The sequence below is a fragment of the Cyanobium sp. PCC 7001 genome (genome assembly GCF_000155635.1).
In the GTDB taxonomy this organism is placed as follows: Bacteria; Cyanobacteriota; Cyanobacteriia; order PCC-6307; family Cyanobiaceae; genus NIES-981.
In genome coordinates, this window is record NZ_DS990556.1 from 1,151,407 (window position 1) to 1,172,128 (window position 20,722).

Annotated in this window: 25 protein-coding genes; 17 read left to right on the plus strand and 8 right to left on the minus strand. The window is 70.2% G+C overall.

What is annotated here, in order from left to right:
• The first annotated feature begins 249 nt into the window (after positions 1–249).
• The 4 genes from CPCC7001_RS05605 (at position 250) to CPCC7001_RS05620 (ending at position 1,690) form a co-directional block, all read left to right on the plus strand.
• A complete protein-coding gene (locus tag CPCC7001_RS05605) occupies positions 250–549 on the plus strand; it encodes a nucleotidyltransferase domain-containing protein (protein WP_225867180.1) in 300 nt (99 codons plus the stop codon).
• Positions 536–901 (plus strand): HEPN domain-containing protein, encoded by a 366-nt coding sequence (locus tag CPCC7001_RS05610; RefSeq protein ID WP_006910055.1) that lies wholly within the window; start codon positions 536–538, stop codon positions 899–901. Before CPCC7001_RS05605 ends, CPCC7001_RS05610 begins: the two co-directional genes overlap by 14 nt.
• A gap of 124 nt (positions 902–1,025) precedes the next feature.
• A complete protein-coding gene (locus tag CPCC7001_RS05615; protein WP_043368661.1) occupies positions 1,026–1,340 on the plus strand; it encodes a ribbon-helix-helix domain-containing protein in 315 nt (104 codons plus the stop codon).
• Positions 1,337–1,690: a type II toxin-antitoxin system PemK/MazF family toxin gene (locus tag CPCC7001_RS05620; protein WP_006910170.1), complete on the plus strand. Its 354-nt coding sequence runs from the start codon at positions 1,337–1,339 to the stop codon at positions 1,688–1,690. Before CPCC7001_RS05615 ends, CPCC7001_RS05620 begins: the two co-directional genes overlap by 4 nt.
• A gap of 196 nt (positions 1,691–1,886) precedes the next feature.
• On the opposite strand, the gene CPCC7001_RS05625 is transcribed toward CPCC7001_RS05620, so the two are convergent.
• Both CPCC7001_RS05625 and CPCC7001_RS14360 read right to left on the minus strand, forming a co-directional pair.
• Positions 1,887–2,363 carry a GNAT family N-acetyltransferase gene (locus CPCC7001_RS05625; RefSeq protein ID WP_006910549.1) on the minus strand — a complete coding sequence of 159 codons (477 nt, stop codon included), beginning with the start codon at positions 2,361–2,363 and terminating at the stop codon, positions 1,887–1,889.
• Complete coding sequence (locus tag CPCC7001_RS14360; RefSeq protein ID WP_255347440.1) at positions 2,360–2,611, minus strand: DUF1778 domain-containing protein; 252 nt, start codon at positions 2,609–2,611, stop codon at positions 2,360–2,362. The genes CPCC7001_RS05625 and CPCC7001_RS14360 overlap by 4 nt, the downstream gene beginning before the upstream one ends.
• On the opposite strand from CPCC7001_RS14360, the gene CPCC7001_RS05630 reads away from it, so the two are divergent.
• The 3 genes from CPCC7001_RS05630 (at position 2,510) to CPCC7001_RS05640 (ending at position 4,319) form a co-directional block, all read left to right on the plus strand.
• Positions 2,510–3,445 carry a glycosyltransferase family 2 protein gene (locus CPCC7001_RS05630; protein WP_006910889.1) on the plus strand — a complete coding sequence of 312 codons (936 nt, stop codon included), beginning with the start codon at positions 2,510–2,512 and terminating at the stop codon, positions 3,443–3,445. The genes CPCC7001_RS14360 and CPCC7001_RS05630 overlap by 102 nt on opposite strands.
• Before the next feature lie 9 nt (positions 3,446–3,454).
• The gene (locus tag CPCC7001_RS05635) at positions 3,455–3,775 is read left to right on the plus strand and encodes a hypothetical protein (RefSeq protein ID WP_006910080.1); all 321 of its coding nucleotides are present in this window, start codon (positions 3,455–3,457) and stop codon (positions 3,773–3,775) included.
• A gap of 94 nt (positions 3,776–3,869) precedes the next feature.
• Positions 3,870–4,319: a hypothetical protein gene (locus tag CPCC7001_RS05640; protein ID WP_006911565.1), complete on the plus strand. Its 450-nt coding sequence runs from the start codon at positions 3,870–3,872 to the stop codon at positions 4,317–4,319.
• Between the two features lie 10 nt (positions 4,320–4,329).
• On the opposite strand, the gene CPCC7001_RS05645 is transcribed toward CPCC7001_RS05640, so the two are convergent.
• The 3 genes from CPCC7001_RS05645 to CPCC7001_RS05655 are packed head-to-tail and all read right to left on the minus strand — an operon-like array spanning position 4,330 to position 7,544.
• Positions 4,330–5,178, minus strand: coding sequence for a carbohydrate ABC transporter permease (locus CPCC7001_RS05645; RefSeq protein ID WP_006910341.1), 849 nt, complete (start codon positions 5,176–5,178; stop codon positions 4,330–4,332).
• Between the two features lie 4 nt (positions 5,179–5,182).
• Positions 5,183–6,826 (minus strand): 2-isopropylmalate synthase, encoded by a 1,644-nt coding sequence (locus tag CPCC7001_RS05650; protein ID WP_006910464.1) that lies wholly within the window; start codon positions 6,824–6,826, stop codon positions 5,183–5,185.
• Positions 6,827–6,884: 58 nt separating this feature from the next.
• Positions 6,885–7,544, minus strand: coding sequence for an NYN domain-containing protein (locus CPCC7001_RS05655; RefSeq protein WP_006910962.1), 660 nt, complete (start codon positions 7,542–7,544; stop codon positions 6,885–6,887).
• 67 nt (positions 7,545–7,611) lie between these two features.
• On the opposite strand from CPCC7001_RS05655, the gene CPCC7001_RS05660 reads away from it, so the two are divergent.
• A complete protein-coding gene (locus tag CPCC7001_RS05660) occupies positions 7,612–9,180 on the plus strand; it encodes a glycoside hydrolase family 57 protein (RefSeq protein ID WP_006909145.1) in 1,569 nt (522 codons plus the stop codon).
• Positions 9,181–9,196: 16 nt separating this feature from the next.
• On the opposite strand, the gene crtL is transcribed toward CPCC7001_RS05660, so the two are convergent.
• Positions 9,197–10,528, minus strand: a complete 1,332-nt coding sequence (gene crtL / locus CPCC7001_RS05665; RefSeq protein WP_006909831.1) for a lycopene beta cyclase — start codon at positions 10,526–10,528, stop codon at positions 9,197–9,199.
• On the minus strand, positions 10,525–13,176 hold the full coding sequence (gene gyrA, locus CPCC7001_RS05670; RefSeq protein ID WP_006910307.1) for a DNA gyrase subunit A: 2,652 nt from the start codon (positions 13,174–13,176) through the stop codon (positions 10,525–10,527). The genes crtL and gyrA overlap by 4 nt, the downstream gene beginning before the upstream one ends.
• Positions 13,177–13,282: 106 nt before the next feature.
• Between gyrA and CPCC7001_RS05675 the strand changes: the two genes are divergently transcribed.
• The 7 genes from CPCC7001_RS05675 (at position 13,283) to rsmD (ending at position 19,179) form a co-directional block, all read left to right on the plus strand.
• Positions 13,283–14,452 carry a homocysteine biosynthesis protein gene (locus CPCC7001_RS05675; protein ID WP_006910008.1) on the plus strand — a complete coding sequence of 390 codons (1,170 nt, stop codon included), beginning with the start codon at positions 13,283–13,285 and terminating at the stop codon, positions 14,450–14,452.
• 88 nt (positions 14,453–14,540) lie between these two features.
• The gene (locus CPCC7001_RS05680) at positions 14,541–15,158 is read left to right on the plus strand and encodes a CAAD domain-containing protein (protein ID WP_043368663.1); all 618 of its coding nucleotides are present in this window, start codon (positions 14,541–14,543) and stop codon (positions 15,156–15,158) included.
• 45 nt (positions 15,159–15,203) lie between these two features.
• Positions 15,204–16,367 (plus strand): GuaB3 family IMP dehydrogenase-related protein, encoded by a 1,164-nt coding sequence (locus tag CPCC7001_RS05685; protein ID WP_006910482.1) that lies wholly within the window; start codon positions 15,204–15,206, stop codon positions 16,365–16,367.
• Between the two features lie 167 nt (positions 16,368–16,534).
• Complete coding sequence (gene trxA / locus CPCC7001_RS05690) at positions 16,535–16,858, plus strand: thioredoxin (protein WP_006909712.1); 324 nt, start codon at positions 16,535–16,537, stop codon at positions 16,856–16,858.
• 22 nt (positions 16,859–16,880) lie between these two features.
• Entirely contained in the window at positions 16,881–17,939 is a 1,059-nt protein-coding gene (locus CPCC7001_RS05695) for an LOG family protein (RefSeq protein ID WP_006910081.1), read from the plus strand.
• On the plus strand, positions 17,936–18,589 hold the full coding sequence (hisH, locus tag CPCC7001_RS05700; RefSeq protein WP_006910209.1) for an imidazole glycerol phosphate synthase subunit HisH: 654 nt from the start codon (positions 17,936–17,938) through the stop codon (positions 18,587–18,589). Before CPCC7001_RS05695 ends, hisH begins: the two co-directional genes overlap by 4 nt.
• Positions 18,586–19,179 carry a 16S rRNA (guanine(966)-N(2))-methyltransferase RsmD gene (gene rsmD / locus CPCC7001_RS05705; RefSeq protein WP_006910514.1) on the plus strand — a complete coding sequence of 198 codons (594 nt, stop codon included), beginning with the start codon at positions 18,586–18,588 and terminating at the stop codon, positions 19,177–19,179. The genes hisH and rsmD overlap by 4 nt, the downstream gene beginning before the upstream one ends.
• Before the next feature lie 10 nt (positions 19,180–19,189).
• Here the strand turns inward: rsmD and petG are convergent, their stop codons facing one another.
• Positions 19,190–19,303: a cytochrome b6-f complex subunit V gene (petG, locus tag CPCC7001_RS05710; RefSeq protein ID WP_006910945.1), complete on the minus strand. Its 114-nt coding sequence runs from the start codon at positions 19,301–19,303 to the stop codon at positions 19,190–19,192.
• 193 nt (positions 19,304–19,496) lie between these two features.
• Here petG and CPCC7001_RS05715 point away from each other — a divergent pair, with 193 nt between their 5' ends.
• On the plus strand, positions 19,497–19,874 hold the full coding sequence (locus tag CPCC7001_RS05715) for a cytochrome c (protein ID WP_006909126.1): 378 nt from the start codon (positions 19,497–19,499) through the stop codon (positions 19,872–19,874).
• Positions 19,871–20,638: an RNA methyltransferase gene (locus tag CPCC7001_RS05720; RefSeq protein ID WP_006911162.1), complete on the plus strand. Its 768-nt coding sequence runs from the start codon at positions 19,871–19,873 to the stop codon at positions 20,636–20,638. The genes CPCC7001_RS05715 and CPCC7001_RS05720 overlap by 4 nt, the downstream gene beginning before the upstream one ends.
• Positions 20,639–20,722 lie beyond the last annotated feature (84 nt).

The window sequence follows — 20,722 nt, forward strand, 5'->3', positions numbered from 1 at the left end:
GGGCATCGCTGAGCTGGGCTGCCACCCGTTTGGTGCCCGGCCGCCATAGAAGAGGCTTGGTTCGATCCTCACCCCGAACGCCAGAGCGCTGGCCATCGCTGTCCATGGCTTTAGCCTCCAACCAGTGAGCGCAACGAGATGGGCGCCGACGCGATCAGAACCGTTCCTGAGCGTTGGACCACGCCCAGGCCTCTGGACGCCTCCCCAGCGCTTGGGCCGGGCCTCAACCCCGCCTCTCTAGAGGCGGGGTTGAGGCGGCTGGCCGGCCGCGACGACGTTCAGGCCCTGGTGGTGTTCGGATCACGAGCCAGCGGCAGGGCCCAACACCACTCGGATCTCGATCTGCTGGTGATCGCACGGCAGGCCGACCTGCCGCCAGAGAGGGAGTTGCCGCTCTGGCAGGAGCTGCGCACAGCCCTCGGGGATGTGGGGGTTCCGGTTGACCTGCTGGTGTACGGCCGGCAGGACGCTGCCAAGCTGGCAGGATCCCGATGGCATGTGCTCGGTCATGCGGCTCGCAGCGGAAGGATGCTGTATGTCGCCGAGTGAGGATGCCGCGCTGCTGCTGATCACCGTGCGGCGCCATCTGCGCTCCATGGCGATGAGCCTTGATCCTGGATTCGCACAGGAAGATTGGGGCTTTCTGGCGCAGCAGGCGCTGGAGAAGGTGCTGAAGGCCAGCATCGTGCTGGACGACCGGGAGCCACCACTCACCCATGAGCTCACCACCCTGGCTGACCTGGCAGGGGTATCGCTCACACCACTGCTGCTGGGCCTGCAGCCCTTTGCGGTGAAAGCTCGCTACAGCGCCGAAGAGACACCCCTCCCCGGGGAGCGGCGGCAGATTCTCACCGCACTGGAAGGGCTCACCCAAGGCCTGGAGGCGCGGCTCAACCGCTGACCCGCCAGCAGGAAGGCCCGCCCCAGATGAAGGGCACCGTTGGCGCTGCCTCCAGCGCACGGGTTCGACTGCCGACAGCACGGCTCACCCCAAGTATGATCATATCCAGAGTCATACTGATGTGATGCCTCCTGCAGCCCCCACCGAGCGCGTCACGGTGACCATGCCGGCCGATCTGATCGCCGGCATTGATCGGTTTGAACGCAATCGGAGCCGGTTCATTGCCGATGCCGTGCGCCATGAACTCAAGCGCCGGCGAAGAGAGGAGTTGCTGCGCTCGCTGGAGGAGCCCCATCCCGACAGCATCACCACGGCCTCCCTGGGGCTGGAGAGCTGGAGCCAGGGGCTCCCGGCCGGTGATGACGACCTCCTCGACCCCAGGGGCGGGGTGCCGCTGCGCTGGAGTGAGGAACAGGGATGGCAGGAGCCGGAGGCATGAGCCTGGCCAGGGGCACGGTGGTGCTGGTGGATCTGGAGCCCACCCGAGGCCATGAACAGCAAGGCACCAGACCCTGTGTTGTGGTGAGCGATGCGGCTGTGAACAGCAACCAGCGTTTTCCTCTGATTGCCGTCGTGCCGGTCACCGGCACCCCAGCACCGGGGGCGCTGTACCCAGCGCTCGCACCCGGCGCCAGTGGCCTCAGCAAGCCCTCCACAGCGTTGGTGGATCAGGTGCGCTCCATCGATAAGCAGCGCATCCGCCGGCGTTATGGCCAGGTGTCCGCAGCGGAGCTGGAGGCGATCGACAATGGCCTCTGCCTCTATCTGGGCCTCGACCCCGACCCATGAGCCAGCGCGGCCAGGGCCTCATGGAGCAGCCCCTCCTGGGCCTGCACGACGCAGCCAACCTCAAGCGCGCCCGCACCCGAGTCCGGGGGAAGCCCACCGGGACCTCCACGTCGCGACCAATGGGTGAGCGTGGTGCTGTCGGCCGAGCTGCTCCTGCAGATGCCGCAGGACGATGAGGGCTTCGAGCGGATGCCCATCACAACGTGTGGCGGATGTCCTTGAGCAGCAGCAACAGATGCAGGGGATCGGTGGGCGAGCGCTGGAACTCCGGGATCTGGTGCTCATAGAAGCCACGGGCTTCCGCACTCTCCACGTGCACGAGCAAGCCACGGCAACCGATGGTGTCGCTGAGGCTGGCCACACGGGTGATCGTGTCCAGCAGCAGGGCAGCGCCGAGCCCCCGGCCTTCATGCTCCTGGTGCACCCCAAGGCGGGCCAGCAATGCCAGGGGCTGCGGCAGATCAGCGAGCGCAACACTGGCCATGCACCAGGCGTAGAAGGCCACCACATGGGGCTGGTCTGCCGGGGTGACGACAAACACCCGCGTGGTACCGGTGCCGTGGGCCATCCGGGCCACGTTCGCCAGCCAACGGGACTGCGCCTCGGAGCGGCAGCGGAAACCACCCAGTTGGTGATTGCCCGCCAGCGGCTGCGGCGGGCTGTAAGGCCTCACCGCTGAGGGTTGGCGGTGGCTGCATCGCTGGAGGGCGTCACGAACGGGGATGGCCGCTGCAGCAGTCGCACCAGGCCAGGCAAACGGCGGGCTGGACGGCTGTTGATCCGCTCCCATTCCTCCAGGCCGGCGGGATCGAGAACGAAATGGTCCCGATCGGCCAGAACCTGTTGGGCCGCCAGGCGGCCCTGGGCGAGGAGGAAGGAGCTGCGATCGGTGCCGAGCGCAGCGGCGGCACGGTCGATCAGTTCGCGATCCGCTCGCGTGGCGCGCTGATCGAGCGCCTCTGGCGCCTGCTGGATCGGCTCCCACCGCCGCCACCGGCCGACGGCCTCGCCAACCTGCCGTTGCTGGGGGTGCCGATCCTCAACCGCCCGGATCTGCTGGAGCGGCTGCTGGCCAGCCTCGATCATCCGGTGAGCACCCTGGCAATCGTGGACAACAGCGCCACCGCGGCTGGCCCCGGTGCCGTGTCCGCCCGGCTCGAGGCCATCCGTGAACGGGGCCATCCCCTGGTGAAGCAGATCCGCATCGCCCGGCCGTTCGCCAATCTGGGCGTGGCGGCGAGCTGGAATCTGATCCTCACCAGCTTCCCGGAGGCCGCCACGGCGCTGCTGGCCAACAACGACGTGCAATTCGCGCCGGGCGTGCTGGGCGCCGCCCTGGAGCGGATCGATCCAGGCAGGGCCCAGTTCCTGCCCCTGCTGCCCGCGCCCCACGCCTTCACCGCCTTTCTGCTCACGCCCCTGTGCTGGGATCGGCTGGGCCTCTTCGATGCCAACTTCCACCCGGCCTACTGCGAAGACCTCGACTACCGCGATCGCCTCCAGGCCAGCGCTGGGGTGGAGCAGCTCGATGGGGCCTTCGCCCATGCCGCCATGGCCGCCCTCAACCCCAGCCACAGCGCCACCCTTGCCAGTGATCCGAAACTGCGGCACCACAACGGCATCAGCTACGAGCTCAACCGCCTCTGGTATCTGAGCGAACGGCGTCTCCGCCGCGACCCCCGCGGCAGCTGGCGCCGTCTCTGGCTGGCCCAGTGGAGCGACGACCCTTCCCCAGACCCCCCTGAGCCTTCCTGAGCCCCGCCCATGACCTCCCGCAGCCCGCAGGACCACTCCCAGACGGGCTCGCTCCTGTCGGACACCGAGGGCCCCGCACGCCGCCGGCAGGGCCTGAGCCGCTTCTTCAGCCGCAGCTTCGGTGCCGGGGCCGTGGTGGTGGCCGTGCTGGTGGGGATCCAGCTGGGCTCGATCCCCTGGCGCTACCGGCGTCAGATCTGGCAGCTGCAGGGCTTCCTGCTGGGTGGCCTGGCCGGCTACGTGGTGGGCCGCCTCAGCAGGGCCGGGGCCTCCTCCCCCGGCGGCGCGGCTGGCGATCGCCACCGGCCGGGCCTGCCGCCCCCGCCCTGAGCCCAACCGCTACAGCGTCCGCCCAAACGGTGCAGGGGCCCGGGCCATCCGGCAGGATTGGGGTTGTGGCCGATCCCAGCAGGAGCCTTTCTCGATGGCCCAGTTCCCCAGCGCTTCGGCGCCCAAAACCGGGCCCCTGCCCCAGCTCCCCGACTGGGTGAACTGGCTGCAGGCGGGTCTCACCGCCCTTCTGGCGGTGCTGTTTCTGGTGATGGTGGGCAAGGCGCGGCAGCAGGGGTCCCAGATCCGCGAACTGCAGGAGCGCCTGCAGGGGCTGGAGAACAGCCGGGCCCTGGAGCGCACCACCGGCCTGGAGGAGCAGCTGCGCTCCACCGTGGAACGTCTGCAGGTGGTGGAGCGCAACACCTCCCGGATCGATCTGCTCAGCGCCCAGGCGGAGGCGCTGCGGGCCGAGGTGCGCCAGCTCAAGCGCAGCGGTGCCGCCAGCCCGCCACCACCCATCACCCCTCCGGCGGGGGACACCCCCACCACCCCCTCGCCCTCCCAGGGCCCGACGCCCCCTCCGGCTCCTCCGGCTCCCTGAGCGTGAGCGCTCAGCCTTTCACGGCATCGCCGCTGGCGCTGGGCAGGATGTAGCGCTGCAGAGCGATGAACAGGGCCAGCACCGGCAGGATCGACACCACCGACCCCGCCGCCACCAGGCGCCAGTCGAGCGAGAAGCTGCTGGCCAGCTGCTGCAGCCCCAGGGGCAGGGTGTAGAGCTCGGGTTCATCGAGGATCACCAGCGGCCAGAGGAAATCGCTCCAGGTGCCGATGAACACGAACATCGCCAGGGTGATCAGATCGGCCCGCGCCGCCGGAATCATCACGTTCCACCATTCCCCCAGGCGGGAGCAGCCATCGCTGCGGGCCGCCTCCTCCAGCTCCACCGGTACCCCCACGAAGCTCTGGCGCAGCAGGAAGATGCCGAAGGCCGTGGCCGCCTGGGGGATGATCAGGGCCCAGAGCGTGTTGCGCAGGCCGATCTGCACCATCAGCAGATAGAGAGGGATCATCACCACCTGGAAGGGGATCAGGATCGTGGCCACCACCAGCGCCAGCACCAGCCCCCGGCCGGCGAAGCGCAGCCGGGCCAGGGGGTAGGCCGCCAGCGAGCAGAACAGCAGGTTGGCCAGCACCGCCAGGGCGCTCACCACCGTGCTGTTGAGCAGGTAGGTGAGCATCGGATTGTCGGCGAACAGGCGCTGGTAGGCCTCCAGGCTCGGCTCCGCCGGCAGCAGGGCCGGCGGGCTGGTGAAGATGTTCTCGGCCGGACCCTTCAACGAGGTGCTCACCAGCCAGAGCAGCGGCACCAGCATGGCCAGGGCCACCAGCAGCAGGAGCACCAGCTGCAGCGCCGAGGCGGCCAGGGAACGCCGGGGGCCTGAAACGGGTTGACTCACAGCCTCACACCCGGGGGCGATCCGCCAGGGGCAGATCACCCAGCTGGGGCAGCGGCGCCTTCTGGGGGTGCAGCGGCAGGCTCTGGCTGCCGCTCACCAGCCGGTTGAGGGCATTCACGAAGGCCTGGGCTGCCGCCACCACGATGTCGGTGTCAGCGGCGTGGCCGGAGTAGAGCACGCCCTGATGGCGCAGCCGGATCGTCACCTCGCCCATGGCGTCGATCCCCTCGGTGACGCTCTTCACCGAGAACTCCACCAGCTCGTTGGGCACCTGGGCCAGGCGGTTGAGGGCCTGGCACACCGCATCCACCGGCCCGGTGCCGATGGCCGCCTCGCTGATCTCCGCCCCGTCCGCCGTGAGCAGGGTCACGGTGGCGGTGGGCTGCAGGCCCGTGCCGCAGCTCACCTGCACGCTCTTGAGCGTGAAGCGGCCCTCGTCGGTCTGCTGCACCTGCTCGCTCACGATCGCCTCGAGATCCCGGTCGGTGATCTCCCGCTTGCGATCGGCCAGCTCCTTGAAGCGGGCGAAGGCGTCATCGAGATCCTCCCGGCTGAGCTCGTAGCCGAGCTCCTCCAGGCGGGCCCGGAAGGCGCTGCGGCCGCTCAGCTTGCCCAGGGAGATGCGGTTGTCCGCCAGACCCACGGTGCGGGCGTCGATGATTTCGTAGGTGAGGCGGTGCTTGAGCACGCCGTCCTGGTGGATCCCGCTCTCGTGGGCGAAGGCGTTGGCCCCCACGATCGCCTTGTTGGGCTGCACCGCCATGCCGGTGAGGTTGCTCACCAGCCGCGAGGTCTTGGTGATCTCCTCGGTGCGCACGCCGGTGAGCGGCTCGGTGCTGTCGGCCGGCCGGCCCAGGAAGGGGTTGAAGTAGCTGCGGCGCACGTGCAGCGCCATCACCAGCTCCTCCAGCGAGGCGTTGCCGGCCCGCTCGCCGATGCCGTTGATCGTGCACTCCAGCTGGCGGGCGCCGTTCTTCACCGCCTCCAGGAAATTGGCCACGGCCAGGCCCAGATCGTTGTGGCCGTGCACCGAGATCACCGCCTGGTCGATGTTGGGCACGTGGGCATTGATGCCGGCGATCAGCTCGCCGAACTCGGCCGGGGTGGTGTAACCCACCGTGTCGGGGATGTTGATCGTGGTGGCACCGGCCTTGATCGCGGCCTCGATCACCTGGTACATGAACTCCGGATCGCTGCGGCCGGCGTCCTCGCAGGAGAACTCCACGTCGTCCACCAGGGAGCGGGCGTAGTCCACCATCTCGGCGGTGATCGCCAGCACTTCGTCGCGGGTCTTGCGCAGCTTGTGCTCCAGGTGGATGTCGCTGGTGGCGATGAAGGTGTGGATGCGCCTGTGGGCCGCGGGTGCCACGGCGTCGGCGCAGGCCTTGATGTCGCCGGCGGCGGCGCGGGCCAGGCCGCAGATCACAGGACCCTCCGGGGTGCCCACGCTCTCGGCGATGCGCTGCACGGCGTTGAAGTCGCCGGGGCTGGCGAAGGGGAAGCCGGCCTCGATGATGTCCACGCCCAGGCGGGCCAGCTGCTGGGCGATCGCCAGCTTCTCCTCCAGGTTGAGGCTGGCCCCCGGCGACTGCTCGCCATCGCGGAGCGTGGTGTCGAAGATCAGGACACGGCCTGGGTCGCGGGCCATAACGCCGCCTCTATCCGTAGTGACTATGAGTTAACAGATTGTAGGAGCTGGCCCGGCCTCAATTCCGAAGAAACACCGGCTGTTGCAGTGATTCCGCCTTCTCCAGCACAGGCCGCAGGCTGGCCAGATCCACGAAGCCATCGGCGGCGTTGCGCAGCTCCCGCGCCACCATCCCCTCGGTGGTCATCAGCGTGATCCGCACCCCCTGGGCCCGCAGCACCTCCACCAGCCGGTCAAGATCGCGGCTGCCGCTCAGCAGCCACACCTCGTCGGTGCGCGGGGCCACCATCATCAGATCCACCGCCACCTCCACATCCAGGTTGGCCCGCACGAAGTGGCGCTGATCAGCGGGACGCTGGTCGGTGGGACGCGGTGGTTCGGGGTGGCGGTGCTCGCCGTCCGCCGCCTGGGTCGATCCGTTCGAGGCCGGCGGCGCCAGTTCCCGCAGGGGCCGCGTCCGCACCGTGAACCCCAGGCTGGTGAGCGCGTCCCGGAACGGGCGCTGGTCGGAGGGATCCTTCAGGCCCGCGTACCAGAAGGCTCCGGCCAGCTCCAGCCCCGGCTGGGAGGAGGCATGCCGCAGCAGGCGGCGGGGATCGAAGAACCAGCCCAGCTTCTGCTGGGCATAGAACATGCTGTGGCCGTCCACGGCCACCACCAGCTGCCGCGGGCGGGGCTGGAAGCGGGCTGGGAGGCTGGGCTGGGCGCCTTGGTCCATGGGCCAACCCTAGGGCCGGGTCTCGCTCCGGCACCTGGATCTACAGTTCGCCCACCGCGGCAAGGCCATGGCCAACGGGCAACTGGCCCTCGTCCTGCACGCCCATCTGCCCTACGTGCGTTCCAGCGAGCCGGGTTCGCTGGAGGAGGACTGGTACTTCCAGGCCCTGCAGGAGTGCTACCTGCCGTTGCTGGACACCCTCGAAACGGCTGCGGCGGATCCCGAGCAGCACCCCCGGCTCACCCTGGGGCTCTCGCCCACGCTGCTGAGCCTGCTGGCCGACCCGGGGCTCAACGCCCGCTTCCTGCCCTGGCTCGACACGCGGCTGGAGTTGCTGGCCTTTGCTCCGCCGGGCTTCGAGGCGGCCGCCACCGACCTGCGCCAGCAGCTCGAGCAGGTGCGACAGCAGTGGCAGGCGTGTGACGGGCAGCTGGTGCCCCGCTTCCGCCGCCTGCAGCAGGGGGGCGTGCTGGATCTGATCACCTGCGGGGCCACCCACGGCTACCTCCCCCTGCTGCGCCAGGTGCCCGAGGCCGTGCGGGCCCAGCTGCTCAACGCCGTGCGCGAGCACCGCCGCCTGCTGGGGGAGCCCCCGCTGGGCATCTGGCTGCCGGAGTGCGCCTACTACGAGGGGCTCGATCAGCAGCTGGTGGCCGCCGGGCTGCGCTATTCGGTGCTGGATGGTCACGGCCTGCTGCACGGCCAGCCCCGGCCCCGCTACGGCGTGTTCGCCCCGATCTGCTCGCCCGCGGGCGTGGCCTTCTTCGGCCGCGACGGCAACGCCACCCTGCCCGTGTGGAGCGCCCGCGAGGGCTACCCGGGCGATGGGGCCTACCGGGAATTCCACCGCGATCTGGGCTGGGATCTGCCGGAGGAGCAGCTGCGGGAGGCCGGCATCCGCGACCGCCGCCCCCTGGGGCTGAAGCTGCACCGGGTGAGCGGGCGTGGCTGCCCCCTCGATCGCAAGCAGCCCTACGACCCGGCCCTGGCCCAGCAGCGGATCGACGACCATGCCACCGACTATCTCGACGGTCGGCGGCTCGAACTGTCTGGCCTGGCCGGCTCCATGGCCCAGGCACCCCTGCTGGTGGCTCCGTTCGATGCGGAGCTGTTCGGCCACTGGTGGTTCGAGGGGCCCCGCTTCCTCGCCGCCCTGTTCCGCCGGGCCGCCGCCGCCGGCGTGGAGCTGGTGACGCTGCGGGAGGTGCTGGCCCGGGATCAGGCCCTCCAGCTCTGCCATCCGTCCCCCAGCAGCTGGGGCCAGGGGGGCTACCACGACTACTGGCTCAACGACAGCAATGCCTGGGTGGTGGCCGAATGGCAGCGGGCCTCACGGGCGATGGTGCGCCGGGTGAACCGGGGGGTGGGCAGCGCCGAGCAGCAGCAGATGCTCACCCAGGCAGGCCGGGAGCTGCTGCTGGCCCAGAGTTCCGACTGGAGCTTCATCCTCCGGGCCGGCACCACCACCGAGCTGGCCCGGGAGCGGATCGAGCGCCATCTGGAGCGGTTCTGGCGCCTGCTGGATGCGATCGAAACCGGCGCGGAGCTGCCCCCGGGCTGGCTCCGGGCCGTGCAGCGGGAGGATGCCCTGCTGCCCGAGCTCAACGCCGCCGACTGGGTGACCCCGCTCAGCTGAACCGCACAGCTGAGCTTCAGGGGCGCAGCAGCCGCCCGAGCCGCGCCGCCTCCCGGCCCTGCAGGCCCAGCAGGCCCAGCCGCACCTCCCACGGGGCCAGGGCGAACAGCCGCAGCATTGCCGCCAGCAGCTGGGGCACGCTCAGGGTGTTGGTGAGAAAGCCAGACCACTGCGGCTCCGGCAGCGCGAAGAAGGTGGCGAAGAAGGCCCGCAGCCGGGCCTCCGGAAAGCGCATCAGCTTGTCCAGGCCGAACTGGTAGAGGGCATGCTTGCGCCGCAGCTCCTGGGGCCAGAGGCCGGCCCAGCCCGCGGCCGCCAGCGTGGCCGGCGAAGCCTGGCCATCGGCGCAGGCGGCCGCCACGGCCCGGGCCAGGCCGGGGGCGCGGCGCAGCAGGGCCCCCACCAGATAGCCGCTGGCGGGATGCACCATCGCCGCCGCTCCCCCGAAGGCCAGCAGCGGCTGCTGACGATCCGGCAGGGGCAGGTTCATCGGAAACAGGCAGAACTCCTCGTGCTCCACGGCGCTGATCGCCACACCGCGATGGGCGAGGCGAAGCTCCAGCCGCTGGCGCAGGGTGTCGAAGGGCAACGGCGGCGCCAGGGCCAGGGAGGTCTCCTCCACGAAGTAGCGCCCCTCGCCCAGGTCCATGGCATAGAGGAAGGAGGGCGGCTCGGAGCGCTGTTCCGGGCTGAGGTGATCGCAGCGGAAGTCCATCAGCACGAACTGGTCGGGCTCCACCGGCGCGGCCGTGAAGCGACCCACCACGCCGTAGGCCGCCTGCCCCGCCACCGGCCCCTCATCGGGACGTTGCACCAGGGCCGACCGGTGGCCGCTGGCATCGAGCACCAGCCGGGCCCGCAGCCGCTCCCCGGCCGCCGTGGTCACCACACTCACTCCGGCGGGTTCCTGGGCTCCGCGCTCGCCCTCGAACGCCAGGCCCACCGCCTCGCCCCGATGCCAGCGCACTCCCAGCCGCCTGGCCTGCTCGAGCCAGTGGGCCTGCAGCCGGACCTTGTCGAACAGTCCGTAGTCGCGGCCATGCAGAACCGGCTGATTGCCGGGCCCGCCCGGGTCGGCCTCGCCCGGGCCGAAATAACTCACGGTGTGGCTCCAGCGATGGCCCAGCAGATGGGCCAGGCCGAGGCTGTCCACCTCCTCGCCCCAGATGCCGTAGGTGTTGGGCCAGGGAGCCTGAGGATCGGCGTCGCTGAGCACCGCCACCTGCAGTCCCTCGGCGGCCAGGGCCGCGGCGATGCAGAGTCCGGCGGGCCCGGCCCCGATCACCAGCACATCGCTGCAGGGGGAGGCCGGGATGGCGACGTCGCTGCGGCTCTCCGGTGGCGTCAATCCGCTGGGTCCTGGGCCTCGGCATCCACCGCAGCGTCCAGCTCGGCATCCACCGCAGCGTCCAACTCGTCCTCGCTGGCCGCCGGCGGCACCAGCACCACCTCCACCAGCCGATCGCCCGCATCGAGCCGCTGCAGGCGCACGCCAGTGGCCGCCCGCGACTGCTGCGGAATGGCGTCGGCCTCCGTGCGCACGATCACCCCGCGCTCGCTCACCAGCAGCACCTCCTCCCCGGCGCCGAGCACCTTGAGGCCCACGAGGGTGTCGCCGTCGCGGCGGAACTTGATGGCCCGCAGCCCCATACCGGCCCGCTTCTGCAGGCGGAACTGATCCACCGGCACCCGCTTGCCCAGGCCGGCCGCGCTGGCCACCAGCACCCAGGGCCCCTCGCTGACCGCCACCTCCTCGGCCGCCACCTCATCGGCCACCAGCTCCTCCGGCTCCGACTCCTCGAGCCCGGCCGAATCGGAGGAGCTGGCCACCCGGTCCGCCAGTTCGGCGGACAGCACATCCATGCTCACCAGCTGGTCGCCCGCGCGCAGGTTCATGGCGCGCACGCCCCGGGCCGTGCGGCCGAGGGGACGCAGTTCCTCGTCGGTGAGGCGGAAATGAATGGTCATGCCCTTGAGCGAGCCGATCAGCACGCTGTCGCCGGGAAGGGCCAGACGCACCCAGCGCAGATCGTCGCCGTCTTCCAGGGAGATGGCGATCAGCCCGTTGGAGCGGATGTTGCTGAAGGCGGAAAGCCGGGTGCGCTTGATGTAGCCGCCACTGGTGAGCATCACCAGCATCGCCTCCTCGCTGAAGGCGCTCACGGCCAGCAGCGACGTGATCTGCTCCTCACGGGGGATGGGCAGCAGCTGCACGATCGGCGTGCCCTTGGCCGCGCGGCTGCAGATCGGCACCCGGTAGGCCGGCACGGCATACACGACGCCCCGATCACTGAACAGCAGGAGGTTGTCGTGGTCGTTGCAGCTGATGAACAGCTTCACGGCCTCCTCACCCTGGCTGCGGGTGCCGGCCTTGCCGCGGGTGCCGCGGCTGGTGGCCTCGAACTCGCTCACCGGCATCCGCTTGAGATAGCCGGTTTCGGTGAGCAGCACCACCGACCGCTCATTGGCGATCAGGTCGATGTCCTCCAGGCCTCCCTCGAGGTCGAGGATCTCGGTGCGGCGCGGCGAGAGGTAGCGGTTGCGGATGGCGCCGAGCTCATCGGTGATGATGCCGAACACCCGTTCCCGCCGGGCCAGGATGTCCTTGTAGTCGGTGATCTTGGCGAGCAGATCCTCATGCTCGAGCCGGATCTTGTCGGCCTCCAGGGCCGTGAGCCGGCGAAGCTGCATCTGCAGGATCGCGTCCGCCTGGATCTCGGTGAGGCCGAACTGAGCCACCAGTTCACTGCGGGCGGAAGCCGTGTCGGCGGCGGCACGGATCAGGGCGATGATCGCATCGAGGCTGTCCAGCGCGATCAGCAGGCCCAGCAGGATGTGGTCGCGTTCCTCCGCCTTGCGCAACAGGAACCGGGTGCGACGTTCGATCGTCTCGACCCGGAATTCCAGGAACACCTCCAGCATCTTGCGGAGGGTGAGCAGCACCGGCTCCCCCTTCACCAGGGCGAGCATGTAGGCGCTGAAGTTGTTCTGCAGCGGGGTGAGTTTGAACAGGTTGTTCAGCACCACCTGCGGATAGGCATCGCGGCGCAGCTCGATCACAATGCGCATGCCATCGCGGTCCGACTCATCGCGGATGTCGGAAATGCCGTCGAGTTTCTTGTCGTTCACCAGCTCGGCGATCCGCTCGATCAGCGAGGCCTTGTTGGTCTGGAACGGCAGTTCGGTGATGATGATGGCGTCACGATCCGGCCGCCCTTTCGCCTCGATCGTCTCCACCGAGGCCACCCCCCGCATCGTCACCGAACCACGGCCGGTGGTGTAGGTCTCGCGGATGCCGCGGCGCCCGAGGATCTGGCCTCCGGTGGGGAAATCGGGGCCCGGGATGATAGCCATCAGCTGCCGATCCTCCACATCGGGGTCGGCGATCAGCGCCAGCAGGCCATCGATCAGTTCCGTGAGGTTGTGGGGCGGGATGTTGGTGGCCATCCCCACGGCAATTCCCGTGGAGCCGTTCAGCAGCAGCTGGGGAATCCGAGCCGGCATCACGGTGGGTTCCTGCTGGGACCCATCGAAGTTGTCGGCGAAGTCCACCGTTTCGGCCTCGATGTCCTCCAGCAGGGCATCGGTGGTGAGCGCCTGCAGCCGCGATTCGGTGTACCGCATGGCGGCCGGCGGATCACCATCCACCGAGCCGAAATTGCCGTGGCCGTCCACCAGCGGCAGGCGCATGTTGAAGTCCTGTGCCATGCGAACCAGGGCGTCGTACACCGCTGTGTCGCCGTGGGGGTGGTATTTGCCCAGCACCTCGCCCACCACACGGGCACACTTGCGGTAAGGCCTGTCGCTGGTGAGACCCAGCTCATACATGGCATAGAGGATGCGCCGGTGCACCGGCTTGAGGCCATCGCGGGCATCGGGCAGGGCCCGGCCCACGATCACGCTCATCGCATACTCCAGATAGGAGCGCGACATCTCGTTGCGAAGATCGGTCTGGATGATTCGCGAATCGCCGTTGGGGTCGGTGGGATCCGCCATGCAGAACTGCCTTCAACACAGCCATCCTATCGACAGCTCTGCCCGCCGAACTCCCGCCAGGGTTCACCGCTTCCGGGCCCGAGGATGAGCTCGCCATGAGCGCAGGATGAGCGGCCGAGCCCGGGGAGCTGAGGAGCGCAGCGAAGCGAGCCTGCGCCAGCGCCAGGAGCAGGGGGAGCTGCGGGTGCGCTCGGCCGAAGCGTTCCGGCAGCTGGTGCAGGACCACGACCTGGCCACCGCCTTCGCCCGCACCGATGTGGTGGTGGCCGCCGACGCCGTGTTCACCGACCAGGCCAGCCTCCACCTCTCCCTGGGCCCCAGCGATCCGCCGATCCGGCTGCAGCGGGTCCAGGTGGGGGGCGTGCAGGGCCTGGCCAGCGGCGGCAGCGGCGAGCTCGTGCTGCCGATCGGTGGCGGCCTGGCCGACCCGGACCGCAGCAGCGGTGCCACGGTGCTGGACCGGCTGCTGAAAGGTGAGGCCGTGCCCCTCGCCGCCGCTGGCGAGGCGACGCTTCAGCATCCGCGGCGGGAGCTGCACACCGAACTCACCCTGGAGCGGATCGCCACCGGGCGGCTGCTGCTGCACCGGGCCATCGCCGAAAACGGCATCGTGGCCGTGAGCAGCCAGACCGGGCTGTGCCACAGCCCGCTCGGCCCCCTGCTGGGCCCCCTCACCACGGCGCTCTACAGCTGCGGCGGCGCCGGCAGCATCGGCCTCACCTCACCAGGGCTGCAGGCGCTGGGTCCCGGTTCGCCCGTGCTGGTGGCCGGCGCGATCGGCTGGGTGCTGGGCAGCGGCAGCGGCCACCAGCCGCAACCCCGCCGCCAGGGCAGCGGCCATGCCCGCACCCCCGGCGCCGTGGCGGCCGTGGCGGTGGACCTTCACGGCCTCGACCCCCTCTGGCTGCGCTCCTGCCACTTCGAAGGGCATGGCCGTGGCCTGCTGGTGGCGATCGCCGCGCCCGTGCCCCTGCTCAACCTGGCCAGCGCCCGCCGGGCCGCGGCCGGCCCCGAGGCCCTGCAGGCCCCGGTGCTGGATCTGGCCCTTCCCCGCCGGGTGAAACCGGCCCTGGGCAGCGTGAGCTACGCGGAGCTGCAGCAGGGCAGCTTCGAGCTCCAGGGGCGGCGGTTGCGCTGTGCCCCCGCCCACAGCCCGCGGCTGGCCGCCTCGATCACCGATCGGCTGATCGGCCTGCTGCAGAGCGGTGACTTCCCCCTTCGGCTGCCGGCCCTGCCCCTGGGCTCGCGGCCAGGCCTGGTGCCCCTCGATCCTTGAAGCCAGGCCGCGAGGGTGGGAGGGCGATCCGGAAACCCCGCTTAAGCTCCGGCCCAGGAATTTCCGCCGGAGCGCGCCCTTGATCGCCATGGCAGACGAGAACCAGAGCCCTGCCACCCCGGCAGGGGAGCAGCCCCAGGAGCGGCCCGCCAGCGAGCTGGCCACCGAGCGCGCCACCGAGCCCGTCGAGGCCATGGCGAGCCCCCCTGAGCAGAACTCCCCTGAGCAGCCTTCTGCGGGGGAGCCGTCCTCCGAAGCTCCCTCCCCGGAACCCGTCGCCGCGGGGGAGCCGACCCCAACTCCACCTGCGGCCAGCCCCGCCCCGGAACCCGGCGTCGCCGCCACCGTGAGCGTGCCGCCCCTGGAGGGCAGCCCGGACAGCGGCGAGGCCGGCGGCGAATGGCACCTGCTGACCGGCAAGGTGCAGGCCTGGCTGAGCCGCGGCCAGCTGCAGGAGTTCTGGCAGAGCGCGCGCACACCCCTGATGGCCCTGCTGGCGGTGGTGGCCGCCGTGCTGGTGCTTCGGGTCTATGCCGCCCTGCTGGCCGCCCTCGATGGCCTGCCGCTGGTGCCCGGTCTGCTGGAACTCGTGGGGGTGATCTGGATCCTGCGCCACGGGCTGCCGAAGCTGCTGCACAGCAGCGAGCGCGAGCAGCTGATGCAGCAGCTCCAGCGCCGCTGGAATGCCTTCCTCGGCAGGAGCTGACGCCGAGGGCCGGTTGATAGCTTGACCCGAACACGTCAGTTTCCGGTGGACATCCAGCTCGGCCGCTCCCGCACCGTCCGTCGTGCCTACGGCATCGACGAGATCGCCCTGGTGCCCGGCGGCCGCACGGTGGATCCGGCGGTGACCGACAGCAGCTGGACCCTCGGGGGCATCAGCCGCGAGATCCCGATCATCGCCAGTGCCATGGACGGCGTGGTGGATGTGGGCATGGCCGTGGAGCTCACCCGCCAGGGCGCCCTGGGGGTGCTGAACCTGGAGGGGGTGCAGTGCCGCTACGACGACCCCAACCCCGTGCTCGATCGCATCGCGGCCGTGGGCAAGGAGGCGTTCGTTCCGCTGATGCAGGAGCTCTACAGCCAGCCCGTGCGGGAAGACCTCATCGCCAAGCGGATCGGCCAGATCAAGGAGAAGGGCGGCATCGCCGCCGTGAGCGCCACGCCGGTGGCGGCCATCCGCTTCGGCAAGGCGATCGCCGAGGCGGGCGCCGATCTCTTCTTCGTGCAGGCCACGGTGGTGAGCACCGAGCACATCGGTCCGGAGGGCCAGGCAAGCCTCGACCTGGAGGCCCTCTGCCGCGATTTCGGCGTGCCGGTGGTGATCGGCAACTGCGTCACCTACGAGGTGGCCCTGAAGCTGATGCGGGCCGGAGCCGCCGGCGTGATGGTGGGCATCGGCCCCGGTGCGGCCTGCACCAGCCGCGGCGTGCTGGGCATCGGCATCCCCCAGGCCACCGCCGTGGCCGACTGCGCCGCTGCCCGTGACGACCACGCCGCTGCCACCGGCCGCTACGTGCCGGTGATCGCCGATGGCGGCATCGTGACCGGCGGCGACATCTGCAAGTGCCTGGCCTGCGGCGCCGACGCTGTGATGATCGGTTCACCGATCGCCCGCGCCGCCGAAGCTCCGGGCCGGGGCTTCCACTGGGGCATGGCCACCCCGAGCCCGGTGCTGCCCCGCGGCACCCGCATCAACGTGGGCACCACCGGCAGTCTGGAGAAGATTCTGCGGGGCCCCGCCGGCCTCGACGATGGCACCCAGAACCTCCTGGGCTGCATCCGCACCTCCATGGGCACCCTCGGGGCCCGCACCCTCAAGGAAATGCAGCAGGTGGAGGTGGTGGTGGCTCCCTCGCTGCTCACCGAAGGCAAGGTGTACCAGAAAGCCCAGCAGCTGGGGATGGGCAAGTAAGTCGTATGTTGAAACCGTGGGGGCTTCACAGCTCACACACTCCTCACACCCTCCGGCCCGGCACGTCCGGGCCTTTTGTCCTTAAAGCCCTGCAACGCTTGGCTGCTCCGGTCTGAGGAGATCCGGAGCACCCTTGCTAGATTGCGGGAACCCTGACCCCCACAAGGATGTCCAGCGCAGCCGCCGTCACCGACGCTTCCTTTGAGCAAGACGTGCTGAAGAGCGATGTCCCTGTGCTGGTTGACTTCTGGGCCCCCTGGTGTGGCCCCTGCCGCATGGTGGCGCCGATCGTGGATGAAATCGCCAAGGAATTCGAGGGTCAGATCAAGGTCTTCAAGCTGAACACTGACGAAAACCCCAACGTCGCCAGTCAGTACGGAATCCGCAGCATTCCCACCCTGATGGTGTTCAAGGGCGGCCAGAAAGTGGACACCGTGGTCGGTGCCGTGCCCAAGACCACCCTCTCCGGAACCATCACCAAATACCTCTGAACCCCGTGCCGAGCCCGCGGCCGTGAGCGGCCTTCCCTCTCCCTGCAGCGCCGCTGAACGTGGTGGAGGCACCAGCCCCATTGATGCCCTCGCCGAAGCGATCGAAGGCCATCCCCAGCGTCGGCTGATCGACAGGGCCCTGGTGTCCCTGCTCTCCCTGTGCCGCCACGAGTCCGAACCCGAGGCCTGGCACATGGTGGAGGGCACCCTTGCCGACATCAGCGAGGCCCTCGATGTGTTCCGCCCTCAGCGGGACGTGCGCAAGGTGTCGGTGTTCGGCTCCGCCCGCACCACCGCCGACGACCCCAGCCATGCCCTGGCGCGGGAGCTGGCTGAGGAGGCGGTGGCGGCCGGCTTCGAGGTGATCACCGGCGCCGGCGGCGGCATCATGGAGGCCGCCAACCTCGGGGCCGGCTGCGAGCACAGCATCGGCCTGAACGTGGATCTGCCCTTCGAGCAGCATCCCAACCCCGTGGTGAGCAGCTGCAATGGCCGCTTGCTCCACTTCCGCTACTTTTTCACCCGCAAGCTGTTCTTCCTGCGGGAGAGCGATGCTCTGGTGGTGCTGCCCGGAGGCTTCGGCACCCTCGATGAACTGTTCGAGTCCCTCACCCTGATCCAGACGGGACGAACACCGCCGATGCCCCTGGTGCTGCTGGCGCCACCGGACGATCCCTTCTGGCTCAGCTGGCACGAGCACAGCCTGGCCACGATGCGCCAGCGCGGGCTGATTTCACCGGAGGATTCCTCCCTGCTGTTCCTCACCCAGAGTGCCCGCGAGGCCATGGAGCAGATCGGCCGCTTCTACCGCGTGTACCACGCTGCCGCCCTTCGGCAGGACCGGGTGGAGCTGCTGCTCAACCATGCGGTGCCCCCGCCGGCGCTGGATCAGCTCAACCGCGACTATGACGATCTGGTGGATCAGGGCGTGATCCAGGCCGCCGAAACCATCGACGAGCGCGGCTTCCTGCGGCCCTGCCTCCGCTTCCACTTCGACAAGCGCCGCATGGGCCGGCTCTACCAGCTCATCGACAGCCTCAACGGGCTGGACCTGCCGGACGCCATCCCCGCGCTGCGATGACCCGCATCGGTCTGATCGATTACGGCATGGGCAACCTGCATTCGGTGCAACGGGCCTTCGAGCGCCTCGGCGCCAGCCTGGTGCCGGTGCACGGGGCCGACGCCATGGAGACCTGCGACGCCCTGGTGCTGCCGGGCGTGGGTGCCTTCGACCCCGCCATGGAGCGCCTGGAGCACAGCGGCCTGGCCACCGCCATCCGGCGCTGGTGCGCGGCGGGGCGTCCCCTGCTGGGGATCTGCCTGGGCCTGCAGCTGCTGTTCGAGGGCAGCGACGAGGGCAGCGCCGCCGGCCTGGGGGTCATTCCCGGCCGGGTGAAGGCCCTGCCCCGCAAACCCGGCCACCCGATTCCCCACATGGGCTGGGAGCCCCTGGTGCCGGGGAGCCCGAGTCCGCTGCTGCCGGCGGACGCCCCCGAGGCCTGGGTCTATTTCGTGCACTCCTTTGCAGCCGTGCCTGCCGATCCGGCCTGCACCACGGCCCGGGTGGACTTCGCGGGTGAGCGGATCACCGCCGCGGTGTGGCAGGGCCGCATCGGAGCCTGCCAGTTCCACCCCGAAAAGTCGGCCCTGGCCGGCCAGGCGATGCTGCAGCGCTGGCTCCACTGGCTCACGGAGCAGGCGGGCAGGGGAGACGCGGCAGCGGAGCCATGACCCTGCGGCTGAGCGGCGGCCGCAAGCTCCAGAGTCCCCCCGGCGACAGGGCCAGGCCCACGGCATCCCGGGTGCGCCTGGCGGTGATGAACCTGCTGGCCCGTGAGCTGCGTGGCGCAGCCTGGCTGGATCTGTTCAGCGGCAGCGGCGTGATGGCCTGTGAGGCCCTGCAACGGGGAGCCCGCCGGGTGGTGGCGGTAGAACAGGATCCGCGCATCGCGGCGGTGGCCCGCCACAACCTTCATCTGGTTCAGACCGGCGAGGCGAACCGGAACGATGGAAGGCCGGCGCCCCAGGTGGAGCTCCACGGCGGCGAAGCCATCCGCTGGCTGCAGCGGGGTTGCCCCGGTGAGCCCTTCACGATCATCTATGCCGATCCGCCCTATGCCGCCGGGCTCTATGGCGACCTGGCCCGGGCGGTGGCGGCGGGGGGCTGGCTGGCTGAGGGCGGCTGCCTGGTGCTCGAGTGCGCCACAGCTGATTGTCCCGCCACGCCCGAGGGGTGGCGGGACAGGGACCGCCGCCGTTACGGCACCACCACGGTGATTCTTCTGGAGCCGGATACCGGGGGCAGCGCCCTGCAGAGCTGAAATCCGGGCTTCAGACGTCCAGCACGCTGCCGCGGCGGTACTGGTTCCAGGCCGCCACGAACAGGCCGAGCAGCGTCACCGGGATCAGACCGAGCACGATGCCGCAGAGCAGGGGTTCGATCATGGGAGCGCAGGGGAGGGCTTTCGCGCCACAATCTTCCCATGCCTGCCCACCGTTCTCCCGTACCGGGTCCCAGCGGATCGCGACCGCCGATCCAGCCTCCCCGCTCCAGGACGCTCCCTGGAGCGGTCGCTGGAGCAGGCTCGGGATCAGGCGATCAGAACCCCGTTCTGACCCACCAACCCCAGGCGTCGCGATGAACAGCCAGATCGTCCAACCCGCCATGCCCCGCGGCCTGGTGGCCGCCCTGGTGCTGGCGGCCGCCACCGCCTGCGTGGTGCTGGCTCTGCTGGTGCTGCCGGCAGCCCGCACCGATCCCTACACCCGCCAGACCCTGGAGCTGCGGGGGTCGGTGGAACATGGGGCCCGGCTGTTCCGGCTCAACTGCGCCGGCTGCCACGGCATCGCCGCCCAGGGGCTGGTGGGTCCCGATCTGCATGGGGTGTCCCAGCGCAAGAGCCAGCGCCAGCTCATCCAGCAGGTGGTGAGCGGCCGGACCCCGCCGATGCCTCGCTTCCAGCCCGAGCCCCAGGCCATGGCCGACCTGCTGGCCTACCTGAACGGACTGGTGTGAAGCCGCCCCTGGTGGTGGTGCTGGTGGAACCGGCGGGAGCCCTCAACGTGGGCAGCGTGGCCCGGCTCTGTGCCAACTTCGCGGTGCAGCAGCTCCGTCTGGTGTCCCCCCGCTGCGATCCGTTCGGGGAGGAGGCCCGCCGCATGGCCGTGCATGGGGCGTCCGTGCTCGATCAGGCCGCGCTCCATCCGGATCTGGCCTCCGCCGTGGCCGATTGCCACCGCGTGGTGGCCACCAGCGGCCGCCGCGACGGCGAACCCCTGCCACTGCAGGGCCCCGAGACCAGCCTGGCCTGGCTGTCCGGCGGCCCCTGCGATCAGACGGTGGCGCTGGTGTTCGGCCGCGAGGACCGGGGGCTGAGCAATGGGGAACTGCTCCAGGCCGGCCACCTGCTCACCCTGCCCACGGCCGCGGCCTACACCTCCCTGAACCTCTCCCATGCCGTGGCGCTGGCCCTGCACGCCTGGCATGGGCAGGTGCAGAGGACAGCACATGCCGCCGAACCACCTGAAGAGGTTCTCGAACCCTGCCGCCGCGGCGAGCTGGAGGCGCTGGTGGCTGACGCCGAAGCTCTCCTGCTGGAGGTGGGATTCCTCTATCCCCACACGGCCGATGCCCGCATGGCCAAGGTGCGGGCGCTGCTGCAGCGGGGCGGGATCAGCAGCGGCGAGGTCGCCCTGCTGCGCGGCATGGTGCGCCAGTTGCGCTGGGCCAGCCGTCAGGGCGCCAACCCCCCCGGCTGCAGCCCGGCAGCTCCCTCCTAGCGTCGTGACCTTCGCCGCCTGCCTCCATTGACTGCTGGCCGCCCACCCGAGCCCCCGCGCACCGGCTGGGGCCACCCGCTGCGG